Source organism: Pseudoalteromonas sp. PSi26 (assembly GCF_054960575.1).
In genome coordinates, this window is record NZ_JBHNYT010000005.1 from 159748 (window position 1) to 173682 (window position 13935).

The following is a 13935-nucleotide window of genomic DNA, read 5'->3' on the forward strand; positions in this document are numbered from 1 at the left end:
TAGATAAACAATGACAGTTCAGCAACACAATACACTTTATTTTGCCGGTGGCTGCTTATGGGGCGTGCAAGAGTTTATGAAGCATTTACCCGGCGTTATAACAACCCAAGCAGGGCGTGCTAACGGTGCAAGTAATACCACGCAAGGAGAATACGATGGCTATGCCGAGTGTGTGAAAGTAACGTTTGACTCAAGTGTTGTTTCACTCAATCAACTGTTTGACTATTTTTTTGAAATTATTGACCCCTATAGTATTAATAAGCAAGGGGCAGATGAAGGCCCTAAATACCGTACGGGCATTTACAGCAAAAGCCAAAACCATTTAAATGTTGCACGCAATTATATAAATAAGCGCAGCGATGCCGATAAGATTGCAGTAAAGGTAGAGCAGTTAACCAATTACGTGCCAAGCGATCCAGAGCATCAAGACCGGTTAACTAACCACCCCGATGATTATTGCCATATACCATTAAATTTATTGTATAAGTATAAATTGTCATAGAATTATACTTGGATTATAGGTCACTCAGGCCTTTCAAAGCGATACAATTTAAATGAGCCAGTTTGAAGTGTTGTACCTTTGTGGTTTGAATACATATAGCCTTTGAGTTCTCGGTTGTCTTTATGAATAATTAGTTTATTTGCGAAGAGTGGATTGCTGGTCGTGATTTCCAGTACGTTGTCTTTTTCTTTAATATCTTGTGGCATAAACGTGGTACTGACTATGCCATCACTTATAAAATAATTGAAATATGACTCTTTATTGGGATGAAATTCAATACTTGCGAGTTTCTGATTGCCGTCTAAATTTAATAATCCTATCCAAAAACCATATAAGCCTGACTTTTCTATTGTTGCTAACTTATCTATTTTAGAGCGGTATTTATCTATAAATGTATGAACGGTAGATTGCCGTTCTTGTTTTTCCAACCGGTAAGTTTTTGACATGACAAAATTATCTTCTGCATTAGAATAAATTTCTAATACCTCAAATGAATTATCTAAAAAACGGCTTAAAATTAATGTAAATTGCAGATGTTCTTTATTAGGGCTAATAAGTGTAATAGTGCAATTAAGGCGACTGCATTTAATATCGTTATTATTAAACGCAATTGATTTATTTCTATGAAATGCACTGGCGATATTTGCAATGATTAAACGGTGTTCTCCGTTTTCTTTTATTTCCAGTACATTGTATTCAAAATTATTTTTGTAAATGCCTTGCCACAAACCCGGAGTTAATTTTAAATTTTCCGCATGTGCGGGGAGCGCAGCAAAAAAAGCGAGTAGAGTGACTGTAAAGTACTTTAAAAATGCCAAGGTATGAGTCCTTTGTTAACAAAAAAGCTCACATTCTGTGAGCTTTTTAAAAACTAACTTTAAACTTACTGCTGCTTTTGCGGCGGGAAGTTACTTAAAATATTTGCGACTGTTTTTTTAATTGACGCTTCGCGTTGCTCTGGCGATTGTTTTTTCTTTAAACGACCTTCTTTAGCACCGCGCCAAATTAACTGATTAGATGCGCTGTCTACAATATCTATAACCAATGTACCCACTTCGTATTCACGCGCTGTTGTATCACGTTGAAAACCAGTACCCCAGTAACCCCAACGGTTACTGTAGCCCGTGTTAAACGTATCTACTTCTAATTCTTTATCTACCGATGCATGGTAGTTAACTAGTACGTCAGCTTGAGCTGGGTCTACTAGTGTCATACCAAGCGTGTTTGTAAGCTCATTATTTACCGCAGTACGTACACGTTTTTCCATTAAGCCATTAATTTGATAATTTGTGGTGTCTTTAGTTAGGCTCGCGTTTTCTACCCACGCAAATGTTTTAAAATTACTAAAGTTAGCAGATCTATCGTAATCCCAATCAGGGGTATGTGTACAGGCAGTAAGTAGTGCTAGTGCTGCAACAATAAGTATATTTTTCATTACGTTTGCTCCAATAAAATGCGTTACCTTAAAATAACACACATCATTTAAATGTATATTATTAAAAGGTCCTAAAAATTAGTTTAGTGTGATGAATATGAATGACTAATTAATGTTAATTCGTCATTCAAAAAAGTTAATGTTCTACTTCTATCCAATCTTTTTCATCTACCCAGTTTTGTGCGCCATCTTTTACCGAACGAATCGGCACAATGTAGTCACAACTTATTTGCGGCTTAACTGAGGCAAATATTGGCACAAAGCCAAAGCTCAGTGCCGTTTCTATAATTGCTTTTTGGTTTTGCGGATCGATATCGGCCGCTTCATCAATATAAATAGGTATACGGTAAAGGTTTTGTTCCTGATCGCTTAATAAGTAACGAATAAACAACATGCCACATAATAACTTAATGGTTATACGTGTTCCGTTTGAGCCGGCTGAGTCTATTTTTTCAAAGTGTTCGGTTTCGCCAGCGCGGTTTACCACTTCAAAACGAATATCGAACAAGTCAGTTAATGTAAGGCCTGCTTTATCTGAGGCAAGTTTTATTAAGTGATCTTTTGCTTCGTTTACCGCGCTTTCGCTGTAAGGTTCTTGGCTCAGTAAATCAAGGGTGTCGCCTTGCTCAAACTGATGCGACGTGCTGATAATGGTATCAATACTATCAACCAGCATTTTGCGTGGTATTACGTTAATTTTAAACGCTTGAAGGTTAGAAATACGGTGCTGGCTTATGCCTTTATTAAAGCTATTCATTTCGCGGCGAAGGCGGTCTAAATCTTCTCGCAAGCCCTTAATCGTGGCAGCTACTTCGGTCAGGGCTACGCGGCCTTGGCGCTCAACCGCATCGCGTTCGTTATCAAGGTTATGAAATGCGCTAATTAACTTTTGGTACTTAGTAAATTCGTCGTTTTCGTTGTCGAACTTAGTAATGCCTGCGTTATACACATGCAAATAGGTATTACGCACGTTTATGTCAAAGTTGCGCAGCTCTTGGCAGTCTTTATTAAAGTGATGTACTAAATCGCTTAAGTTATCAAAGTCGACTGTTATATCAATCATGTACGGGGTTACTTTACCGCTGTATAAATCGAGTATGTGATCAATTCGCTCGCTTTTAACTTGGCGTAGGCGCTCGGTTTGGCGATTAATTTGCTCTTGTTTCGATTTAATTAACGAACGTCTGTCTGCAATTGATCCGCTATTTTTTTGAATGTCTTGCAGGTAGTCGTCGACTTGTTCGCGCTCTGCTAATAATTGCTCTTTTAGCATGGCTTGCGCTTCAACCGACTGCTGCATTACCTCAAATTGCTCTAAGCGTTTTAGGGCGCTCTCAAGGCTCATTAGCTCATCGTAAAGTGCGTCTTTTTCTTTTTGTTTATCGGCTACATTGGCAGCCACTTCGCGCTGTTGTTTAAACTCTTTTAATGCGTGTTCAAGTGCACTCAACTGCGCGGTTAATTGTTCTTTGTTTTCGCCGCTCTGCATTTGCACTGGCGAAAGTTTTTTAAGTTTAATACTTGCACCTGGAAGCGTTAGCACACCGCCTTTAACGTTTTCACTTAATAACGATAAAAACTCCCCAAAGGCGTCTTCATCATCAATGGTTATATCGCCATTACTGGTGGTGGCAAACGAGAGGAGGTCGGGGTTTAAAATGCGTGATACCTCTTCTACTTCTTTAAGCGATAGGTCTTCGCGCATACGGGTGAACAAATTAAACTCAAGGTTTTTAAGCTGTAGTTTTAAGCTTTTAATTTGTTTTTGCGTTTCGCTAATGCGGTAATCAAGCGTGTGTAGGCTTTGCCCTTGTGCGCTGGTTATAGAGTGCGAAAGCGACTCGTAATCGTACTTAAGCTGGCTAAGACTAGTTTTAATTGTGGCTTTATTTACCAGCTCAAACTCGCTTTTAAGGGCGCTGTAATCTAAAAACCATTGTTCAATTTGAGTTTGTTTGCGTTCTATATCGCGCGATTGCTGAAGGTATAGGCTTTGCTTTTGTTCAAACTCGTGTTTTTCGTGTTCTATGTCTTCAAGTGCAACACCTAGCTCATTTAATTGATCTTCTTGATAGGTATCAAAGTCTATTAATGCTTGGTCAATTTTAGGTGCGTAGGCTGCTAACTTACCTTTAAGTACGGTTTGGTTTTCAAGCATTGATTCAAGTGCGCTTATTGGCTCTTGCATTGACTCAAGCGCTTTTAATTCGCGTTTAGCTCGGTTTACTTTATCAAACGAGCGACGCCATACTTCGTAAAAGTCGACCTTAGAGTTTGACATATGTCGCTCAAACACACGCAGCATAAAGCGTTTAACATCGCTTGCGCCTAATTTGTGTAAGTTAAGAATACGCCTAAAAATTTCTTTATAAATGGCAGAGTCTTGCACATTATTAAGCGGGATCATTTTTAAGTTTATGTCGCCGTCAAAGGGTGTTGCGCCGCCGGTAAGTAGGGCGTTTAGCTCTTGTGCTTTTAGCTCAATAGGGTTGTAATTAAGCGACTTTAAATGATTAAACAGCTTAGTAAACTTAATTATGGTATTACCTTGTGTGTATTGCGCTAAATCAAGTTTGCCCTGATAACAAAAGTACTGATGCGCGTAACCGGCTATTTTACCAAGTCCTGCTACACCAATAACAACCGAGCCATGAGGGAGGTTAGCTTCTAGTAAAATGTACGACTGATCTGATGAAAAATAAAACTTACGGGTTTCATCTAAATCGTGCCCGTCCCATTCTGTAAGGCGTAAATCGTTGATAAGCGGAAATTGCAGGGCGTTAATAACAGAGCTTTTACCGGTATTGTTTGGCGCACAAATAGAGCTGCTTTTATCAAGCGGGATCACACATTTTGCATAACCTGCGGTATTAAGTAGGGCGAGTTTACTCAGTCCGTATAAGTTTTTCATTCCTCATCCTCCGTAATGTAGGTTTCTTCGTTTACTTCCATTAATGCATCAATGTAGCGGTGAATTGGCGCTTGTAGCATAAAGCCGCCTTCTACTTCACGGGCCAAACCTAAGCGCACCATGCGCAGGTATACGTCTTTTCGTAAATCTGAGCCCGAAAATATCTCCAGCTGATCAAACAAGTGCTTGTTAATTTGCACTAGTGTTTGCATCAGTTCTAAATCGTTTACTTCATCAAACAGGGCGCGCATTGGGTCTTTACCCGTGTTAGCGTAGTGCTCAATTAAAATGTAAATAGTAAGCGCAACAGCACGGGATATTTTCCCCATGTTTGGCGTACTTTCGTCGCTAGCAAAATAGTAAAAGCCACGGCTATCGTGTTTTAGGTCATGACCTAATGCGGTAAATAGTGCACTGTAAGATTCAATGTGCTGGTCAAGCTCTTGCCACATTACGTTGTCTTGTTCGCAAATGTGGTAACCCGCAGTTAATTTTTTATTGATTGCTTGCAGGTGAGTGAGTTCTTCTAGGTTTATATGTGTCATGGTAATTACTTATCTGCCTCAGTATTTGGCTGAGTTGCTGAATCTGATGCCTGAGAATTAAATGGGTAAAGTGAAAAGTGCTGGCCGGCAATTTTAACTCGGGCTTTTTTATCGCTTTGGCTAATTTCAATGTCGCTATCACTGATTAGTTTTTGATATAAAAATAGCATTTCGTCGGCGTCTAGCTCGGGATAGCTCTCATCTAAAAATTGCAGCAGCGGCTGTGGTTTTTTACGTTTTTTATTAAAGCGTTTTGCAAAGCTTGTTTTTACATCGTTGTAGTCAGGTATATTAGGCGTTATAAAAGCCGGTACGTCTTGTTGCTCTGGGAGCTGGTATTCTTCGTGTTCAAATTCAACCAAACTTGCCATATAGGCAACTATATGGCGCTGCTGGCCAAGCGAATAGCGCTGAGAGTCGGTTACAAAGTTTGGCTGTACAGCACTTAGCATATTGTCTACGCCATTTTTACGTACAAGGCCGAGCACTTTTGCTGCTTGACGGGTAACTAAGTTATTACGGCGCAGCTCTTCGCGCAGTGGCATGAGCATATCGGCGCTTTTACGTAAGCTTTCACGCCCTATTAGGTGCATTTCGAGTATGCGAGTTCGTAATTGCTCTAGCATGCGTTTGTCGGTATATGCTTTACCTGAGCGCTCAATGTATTCTATTTGCTTACTAATTTGCTGCTCTATTATTGTAAAGCAGGCATGAAAATCGCCCCTAATATCGACCATTTCAAGCATCGGCTCTATGTATTCGTCAAATGCTTCGATTACTGCCTTGTAGCGTTTTTGCAGCGATTGCACGCCATGGTCGGATTTAGCTTGCTCTACTATATTTAATATGGCGTTTTCGTTGTGTGAAAAAAGCTTCATTATTTTACGTACCCGATCATCCATAATGCGGCTGTAGCGGCGTAAATCGTCAAAGTCTTCAACGTTTCCTGCGTTATCTAATTTATTACCTAAGCGGGCTAAATCATCAACTAATACGCTAATTTCTTGCGCTAAACCTAAGTGCTCTTCTTGCAGTAAAAAAGTAGCAAAGTCAGCAATGGCACGGTTAATTTCAAGCTGCGACGATTTAGCGAGTGGAATTAAAATATCTTGATTGAGCAAGCGATTGGATTCTTTGTATATGCGCTCGTTCGACCACATAGGCTGTTTTTGTTTTATGGCATTTTGCACGTCTTTTAGGCTAAAGTCGGCCATTTTAAAACGTTTAAATAATAACTCTAAAACCCCCCAATGTTCGCTAAGGGTATTTAGTCGCTTTTTAGCTGGGATCATAAGGTGTTACAACATCCTAGTAATTTATTATTGAGAATTTAGAAGCGTCTCATTATTACGTATTCTAATTAATCTAGCCTGTATATAGTATTCGTTTTTAAGACTATTTAATAATAGTTTTTGCACAGCCGCAGTGCTAACATTCGCGCCGAAAATAGGCACGTTGAGAGGGACTTTACGTGTGTTCTTTAAAACAATATCAAAGGTTATTTAATACCCATGGTTTCCACGATTATTCTAACCCTGATAGCGATCGGATTCATATTGATCGTTATAGAAGATATCATCCATGTAAATAAAGCTAAAACCACTCTTTTTTTTGGCACGCTTTGCTGGATCCTCCTGTTTATTTTCCCCCTGCATGGGCAAAGCCCAGAGCAAGTGCAAGAACTCCTTAACGAAAATATTTTAGAGATAGCATCGCTGTGGTTGTTTTTAATGGCTGCCATGACCTTTGTTGCTTATTTAAACTCAAAGGGGTTTATCGAAAATATTGTACACAGAGTGATGCCAACAAGTATTAGCGAACGCAAGCTGATGTTTTTGGTTGGGGTATTTGCGTTTTTGTTTTCGTCGGTTTCAGACAACGTAACAGCCACGTTAATATCGCTCGCTGTGGTTATGTCGTTAAAACTGCCGCCTAAAAAACTCATAAAATATGCCACGCTCATTGTATTTGGTGTTAACTCCGGCGGTGTGTCGTTAATTACCGGTGACGTTACCACCTTAATGATATTTTTAGATGGAAAAGTAACCATTGCTAACTTATTACTGCTTATTACACCTGCATTTATCAGTGTTATGTTGTTAGCTGCAATGTTAAGTGTTGGCATGAAAGGGGAAGTGACCTTTTCTAAGTCAGGGAAAAAACGCATAGAAAAAACCGATATCACCATTGCAGTTATTTTTGTATCTACAGTTATCAGCATACTCGCGTTGAGTGTTATTTACAGTGTACCGCCTTTATTAACTTTCTTATGTGGTTTATCAATTATGTTTTTAGTGGCGCAATTTTTAATGCGTAAAAAAGACATAAACAAAAATATTATCGACTACGTACGCGACATAGAATACGACACCTTACTGTTTTTCGTTGGGGTTTTATTATTGGTAGGCGCATTAAAAGAGATAGGCATGCTAAGTAAGTTTACCGATCTATACACCGTTATGGCGCCACAATATGCTAACTACTTAATGGGTATTTTATCGGCTGGGGTAGATAACGTGCCGCTTACCGCTGCTTTACTAAAAGCTAATATAGTGATGAGTCAGCAAGATTGGTTGTCGTTTACTTATGCAACCGGTGTTGGCGGGTCAATGCTTATTATTGGATCGGCTGCGGGTATTATTGCCATGAGTAAAGTAAAAGAGCTAACTTTTATGAGTTACTTACGCTTATCGCTGTATTTGTTAGTAAGTTATACCGTTGGCTATGTGGGCGCGTATTACATGGGCGGATTTGTTTAAGTTTTGCTTAACTAACCGAATTAAAACGCTTGACAGCTAGACGGCTAAACGTTAACTTTCAAACCCCACTTTATAGTGGGGTTTTGTTTTATTAGCCATTGGTTAATACAACATTCAGAAGAGGTGCGATACTTAGGTATTTAATGGTAGGTGACGAACGCCCATAACCATTAAAGAGGGAAGTACTCGCCGAGAAAACCAACGTTACGTCGATGTTGTTTTTCGGTTTATGGGGCTGAATCCTCAAAACTGTCACCAATCTAGGTGGAGAGCTTCTGGCAGTGGATTTACCTTCAAGCATTCACTTGCCAAGTTCTTCTTGTTTTATCGCGGTTTGGATACCGCAAAAGGAGACTAAATGACTACCCAATCAGTGCCGCAAACAGTATCGGGCGTTAAATCAGATTACATCGTTGCCAAGTTTGGTGGAACCAGTGTGGCTAACTTTGATGCGATGAGTCGTTGTAGCGAAATTATTGTTGCCGACAAAAGTGTTCGTATTGTTGCTGTGAGCGCCAGTGCCGGCGTAACTAATCATTTGGTTGCACTGTGTAAAAGTGATATTACTAGCGAACAACGCCAAGAAAATATTGACGGTGTACTTGCTATTCAACACGCCATTTTAGATGAATTATCACTTGATGCCGATTTAGCCGTAGGCTTTAACGAAACATTAAAGGCATTTCAAGCACTCGCTCAGCAACAACTGACTACTGCACAACAACACGATGAACTGTTGAGCTTTGGTGAGCGTTTATCGTCGTATTTATTTGCGCAAGTGCTGCGTTTAAAAGGATTAAATGCCGATCGCTTTGATGTACGCCAAGTCCTTAAAACAGATAGTCAGTTTGGAAAAGCAACGCCAAATGTAAGCGCAACAGCACAAGCTGCAAAAGAATATTTAATTCCACTACTAGATGAACAAGTTATTGTAACCCAAGGTTTTGTTGGCAGTGACGAATTTGGACAAACAACAACGCTTGGCCGTGGTGGGTCTGACTACAGTGCCGCTTTACTTGCTGAGGCAATAAACGCCAAAAGCGTACATATTTGGACTGATGTTGTGGGTATTTTTAGTACCGATCCGCGATTATGTGTAAAGGCATCGCCCATTGCTCGTTTAAGCTTTGATGAAGCCGCTGAAATGGCTACCTTTGGTGCAAAGGTATTGCATCCAGCTACTATTTTACCCGCTAGCCGAAGTCATATTAATGTGTTTGTTGGTTCAAGCCGCGAGCCTGAACGCGGTGGTACGTGGATAGAGCGTGAAAAATCGCAGCAGCCAGGAATTCGCGCGGTAACCCAGCGTAAAAATCAAATTTTGCTTACCCTTAAAAGCCCTGAAATGTTATTGGCTAGCGGCTTTTTAGCCCGTGTATTTACTATTTTAAGCGAGTTTAATATATCGGTTGATTTGGTAACTACGTCTGAAATTAGTGTCGCAATAACGCTTGATAATGCGCCTAACGCGTCGCGCCCAGAGCTCGACCAAGCGTGTTTAGATAAGCTTGCTGAATTTTGCCATGTATCGGTTGAAAATAATTTAACACTCGTGGCACTTATTGGTTCAGAAATTCAACTTCGCCAACACGAAATGAACTTAATGCAGGTATTAAGTGACTTTAATATTCGCTTAATTTGTCATGGTGCAAGTAAGCACAACCTATGCTTTTTAGTCGAGCAAAGTGAATCTGATAATGTGGTTCAGGCAATCCATAGCCGGTTATTAGAGGCTTAACTAGTAAGCGACTTATCGGTTAATAAAAAGCATCGCCAGTCGGTGCTTTTTTTATGAACTAAGGTTAAATCAAAAGCTTCTGTTTGCGTGCTAACAACTTGGCTGCTTGAAGCAAGGTTTGCTACCGCAAGTTCGGTAAACACATTGGGACTAAGTAATTTCGCAATAGGGCGGCTAGTTGCTTTAGCTAATGATTCTTTCAATGTCCATATTCTAAAAAAGGTGTTGGCCTGGCTTTGCGTATTAGGTTGAGACGTAATTAATGTCACTTCGTCTGTGTGGTAAAAATGCTTGGCTAGTTTTTCAAACGGGCGCGTTAAGCTTATTTTTTCAAGGTCGAAGCCAAACGCCTCGCTTTCTAAATTTAAAGCAACCCCTACAAAACCATGAGAATGCGATATGCACGTATTAATAACGCAATCGTTAATATGTAACTCTAACTTAGCCGTAGTGTGGTTAAAGTTTGTAGTAATTGTGTTTAGCGCCACATTTGCAAATTCAGGGTGGGTGGATTTTACAAGCAATTTTAAAAGTAAACGGCTTGCTACATATTCTTTTTTAGCTATTTGGTTTTTACGGCGGTTAATAACATTTAATTCAAATTCGCTGAGTAAGCTCGCCAAGTTGTAATCAGCCAAATTAAGAGTATTAGCGTTGAACAACAAAACGGTACTTTTGCCTTTAGGTAAATTGGCAAAATCTGTTGGCGTTATGGTTAAGGCGTTATTAAAAAAATGTGCGGTCATATCAGCTCAAAAAGTAAAAAGTCGTTGTTATTGTGAGCAGTTAACGCGACAAACAAAGGCTGAATACAATTTTATTACTCAGCTGGCATTAAATATGGTTTAATTCACAACAATCAAAATAATAACAGATTTGTAGATGTATGGCACAAATGCGTGATGGGTTTCAAAGCCGACTTGGTTTTGTTTTAGCCGCTGCTGGCGCGGCAGTGGGTTTGGGTAATATTTGGGGATTTCCTACACAAGCTGCTAATCATGGCGGTGGAGCATTTTTACTCGTCTATTTTCTGGTTATCTTTTTATTGGCGTTACCGGCGCTATATACCGAGCTTTATTTAGGCCATAACGCACAAGCAAACCCGGTAAAAGCGCTGGGTAACGCATGGCAAGATAGCAACCGTAAAATAGGCGCAGCTGCGGGCTATATTGGCCTTGCGGGTGCAGTGGTTATGTTGAGCTTTTATTCAATTGTGGCAGGCTGGATGCTGTCGTACGCAATTGAGCCAGTTACAACGTTTGTTGGTTTGCACAGTGTGAGTGAGTTTTTACACAGTGACTCGCAAGCCCGTAATTTTGTATTTACACCATTAATGCTTATTTTAACGGCCTGCATTATTTTAAAAGGGGTTAAATCGGGTATTGAAACCTGGTCGCGCCGACTTATGCCTATGCTATTGGTGTTACTTGTTGCGCTAATTGCTTATATAGCCACTTTGGATGGCGCAAGCGAAGGCTTTGTAGCGTATTTAATGCCTAACTTTAGCCAAATACTCGATCCAAATTTAATTATTGCCGCTATGGGACAAGCGTTCTTTTCGTTGTCGTTAGGGGTGGGTTGTATGATGATTTACGGCTCGTATTTACAGCCTGATGCCAATTTACCAAAACTAACGGCAAGTGTTGCATTACTTGATACGAGCGTTGCATTTTTAGCTGGTTTACTCATTATTCCGGCTATTTATGTTGCACAGCATAATGGTGTTGAGGTATTTAGTGGCGGTAAATTAATAGGTGAAGGACAGCTTATATTTGCCATTTTACCTGAGCTATTTAATACCATGGGAGAAATAGGGTTACTGGTTGGTTTATTGTTTTTTGTATTGATGTCGATAGCGTCTGTGACCTCGACTATTTCGTCTACTGAAATTCCGGTTGCGTTTTTAGTTGAAAACCACAATGTAAACCGCACTAAAGCCACGTGGTTGGTAAGCTTAGTGGTTTTAATATGTGCGAGTGCAATTATAGTAAACTTCGATTGGTTATTTGGTTTAGTTATTATGGTGTTTACTCAGTACCAACTCCCATTAATGGGGTTATTTTATTTTATAACGGTTGGCTGGATGTTCAAACGAGGTAATAAGTTACACCAAGCCAGCACCGGCGCGCATTTTTGGTTTGCCCAGTATATTCGTTTTGTATGCCCAATTTTAATGACCTTGGTGTTTGCAAACGTCGCGTTTGGTTAATAACTTAATGCAACGAGACTAAAAAGCCTCCGTCGGGGGCTTTTTGCATTTTAAAATGCTGATCGTGATATTTAAAATATTGATATAGCTTATTTACGCCTAGCTGCTTTTTTGTAATGTTGAATATTCGATGAAGATAGGTACCCACATCCACTGTTTCAGAGAGTCCAGTTTTTGCATGTTGTGTGTTCTCAACGGCTTCTTTCACCAGTGCTAAATGGTAGGTATCAACAGAGGTAATACTTTTATTTTTTACTTTAGGTATGGTGTTTTGTTTACCTAAAATATAAAAATCATCAAAATAGTGTTTAGCGCTCGCTGTATTATTACCAAACCCTATTACTTTTTTACCATTTCGTCTTAAAAAGTGCACTAGCGCAGCAAAGTCAGAGTCAGATGAAGCTATTGCAAAAGTGTCAATCGGCGAGACATACAATGACTCCATAACCCCGACAGTTAACGCAATATCGGCAGCATTACTTTTCGATTTTACAAGTTTTTCTTGGTACACCATTTCTATAGCAAAGCGCGAACATATATTAACCCAAGGCTTTAGTTGTACAGCCCCAAAGTTGCCATATGCTTTTTTGACCTCAATATGTTCAAACTTAGCGATTATTTGCTCTATATATTTATGGCTTATATTTTCTGCATCTATGAATAACGCTGTTTTTTCCATTTAAACACCTGCTAAAAAAGCCATTAAATATAGCTAATTGATACCACTGCAATGCATATTTTGGCAAGTGTAAATGGCTATAAATGTTAATTTTTAAAAATGGAGTTAGTAAGCGGTTTACTCTGTTCAACTTCAAGAGCATTTGTAATGGTGGTGTTTGCTATTTCGGTGAGCGCTTCTTGAGTAAAAAAGCCTTGATGCCCGGTGATCAGAACATTTTTAAAACCAACTAAACGAGAAAATATATCGTCTTGGTTTATTTCGTCGCTGTGGTTTTTAAAAAACAGTTCGGATTCTTGCTCGTATACATCTAGTCCTAAGTAACCTAGTTTTTGTGTTTTAAGTGCTTGTATGCAGGCTTTGCTGTCGAGTAATGCACCACGTGAGGTGTTGATAAGCATAACGCCGGGCTTCATATTAGCGAAAGCATGTTCATCGATTAAATGATGGGTTTGCTCGTTTAGTGGGCAATGCAGCGAAATAATATCGCTTTGGGTAAGTAACGTGTTTAGGTCGGTAATGGAGTAGTTACCCGGTATTGCATTTGGGTCGGACACTAAAACGTTTGCGCCAAATCCATTGAGTATATTACACAGTGCTAAGCCAATTTTTCCGCACCCAATAATGCCCACTGTTTTGTTGTGCAAGTTAAAGCCAAGTAACCCGTTTAGATCAAAGTTGTCTTCGCGCACGCGGTTGTAGGCTTTATGTGTTTTTCGGCTCAGTGTAAGCATAAGCGCAATACAATGCTCAGCTACGGCTTCTGGACTGTATGCTGGTACACGCAAAACATGAATGTTATGTGCTTTTGCCGCATCTAAATCAACATTATTAAAACCGGCACAGCGCAGTAATATAGTATTTACACCTTGAGCTGCTAATATCTTTATAACTTGAGCATTAACTGTATCGTTTACAAATACACACACTGCATTGTAATTGCTTGCTAACACCGCAGTTTGCTCGTTAAGCGATTGCTCAAAATAGGTTATTGCTAAGTTATTATTAGTTGCAATACTCTGATCAAAAAAAGGTTTTTCGTACTTTTGCGCGCTAAAAAAAGCAATGTTCATGGTGTGGCTCCAACAATTTGGTGCGTTTAAAATAGTTAACCTGTTTAAATTAAACTACGTTACTGCCATGTGCTCAAGTAGCGA

12 protein-coding genes and 1 riboswitch are annotated in these 13935 nt (G+C 39.6%); of the genes, 4 read left to right on the forward strand and 8 right to left on the reverse strand.

The window, feature by feature from the left end; genetic code table 11:
* The first annotated feature begins 10 nt into the window (after window positions 1-10).
* A complete protein-coding gene (locus ACFI34_RS07280) occupies window positions 11-502 on the forward strand; it encodes a peptide-methionine (S)-S-oxide reductase (protein ID WP_462672970.1) in 492 nt (163 codons plus the stop codon).
* Between the two features lie 20 nt (window positions 503-522).
* On the opposite strand, the gene ACFI34_RS07285 is transcribed toward ACFI34_RS07280, so the two are convergent.
* The 5 genes from ACFI34_RS07285 to ACFI34_RS07305 form a co-directional block, all read right to left on the reverse strand.
* Window positions 523-1320, reverse strand: coding sequence for a hypothetical protein (locus tag ACFI34_RS07285; RefSeq protein WP_010556296.1), 798 nt, complete (start codon window positions 1318-1320; stop codon window positions 523-525).
* 65 nt (window positions 1321-1385) lie between these two features.
* Window positions 1386-1937, reverse strand: a complete 552-nt coding sequence (locus ACFI34_RS07290) for a DUF4136 domain-containing protein (RefSeq protein WP_219421843.1) — start codon at window positions 1935-1937, stop codon at window positions 1386-1388.
* 136 nt (window positions 1938-2073) lie between these two features.
* Window positions 2074-4848, reverse strand: coding sequence for an AAA family ATPase (locus tag ACFI34_RS07295; RefSeq protein ID WP_462672971.1), 2775 nt, complete (start codon window positions 4846-4848; stop codon window positions 2074-2076).
* Window positions 4845-5393 (reverse strand): condensin complex protein MksE, encoded by a 549-nt coding sequence (locus tag ACFI34_RS07300; RefSeq protein ID WP_462672972.1) that lies wholly within the window; start codon window positions 5391-5393, stop codon window positions 4845-4847. The genes ACFI34_RS07295 and ACFI34_RS07300 overlap by 4 nt, the downstream gene beginning before the upstream one ends.
* 5 nt (window positions 5394-5398) lie before the next feature.
* Window positions 5399-6685 (reverse strand): hypothetical protein, encoded by a 1287-nt coding sequence (locus tag ACFI34_RS07305; protein ID WP_462672973.1) that lies wholly within the window; start codon window positions 6683-6685, stop codon window positions 5399-5401.
* A 219-nt stretch (window positions 6686-6904) separates the two neighbouring features.
* On the opposite strand from ACFI34_RS07305, the gene nhaD reads away from it, so the two are divergent.
* Together nhaD and lysC are read left to right on the forward strand one after the other, a co-directional pair.
* Window positions 6905-8152, forward strand: coding sequence for a sodium:proton antiporter NhaD (gene nhaD, locus ACFI34_RS07310; RefSeq protein WP_462672974.1), 1248 nt, complete (start codon window positions 6905-6907; stop codon window positions 8150-8152).
* A gap of 110 nt (window positions 8153-8262) precedes the next feature.
* Window positions 8263-8435: riboswitch (Lysine riboswitch) on the forward strand.
* Window positions 8436-8510: 75 nt separating this feature from the next.
* On the forward strand, window positions 8511-9890 hold the full coding sequence (gene lysC, locus ACFI34_RS07315; RefSeq protein WP_462672975.1) for a lysine-sensitive aspartokinase 3: 1380 nt from the start codon (window positions 8511-8513) through the stop codon (window positions 9888-9890).
* Here lysC and ACFI34_RS07320 read toward each other — a convergent pair.
* On the reverse strand, window positions 9887-10636 hold the full coding sequence (locus ACFI34_RS07320; protein ID WP_462672976.1) for a 4'-phosphopantetheinyl transferase family protein: 750 nt from the start codon (window positions 10634-10636) through the stop codon (window positions 9887-9889). The two genes, lysC and ACFI34_RS07320, sit on opposite strands and share 4 nt — an antisense overlap.
* A gap of 140 nt (window positions 10637-10776) precedes the next feature.
* Here ACFI34_RS07320 and ACFI34_RS07325 point away from each other — a divergent pair, with 140 nt between their 5' ends.
* Window positions 10777-12099 (forward strand): sodium-dependent transporter, encoded by a 1323-nt coding sequence (locus ACFI34_RS07325; protein ID WP_462672977.1) that lies wholly within the window; start codon window positions 10777-10779, stop codon window positions 12097-12099.
* 4 nt (window positions 12100-12103) lie between these two features.
* On the opposite strand, the gene ACFI34_RS07330 is transcribed toward ACFI34_RS07325, so the two are convergent.
* Together ACFI34_RS07330 and ACFI34_RS07335 are read right to left on the reverse strand one after the other, a co-directional pair.
* A complete protein-coding gene (locus ACFI34_RS07330; RefSeq protein WP_462672978.1) occupies window positions 12104-12778 on the reverse strand; it encodes an NYN domain-containing protein in 675 nt (224 codons plus the stop codon).
* A gap of 86 nt (window positions 12779-12864) precedes the next feature.
* Window positions 12865-13851 carry a 2-hydroxyacid dehydrogenase gene (locus ACFI34_RS07335; protein WP_462672979.1) on the reverse strand — a complete coding sequence of 329 codons (987 nt, stop codon included), beginning with the start codon at window positions 13849-13851 and terminating at the stop codon, window positions 12865-12867.
* Window positions 13852-13935: the final 84 nt, after the last annotated feature.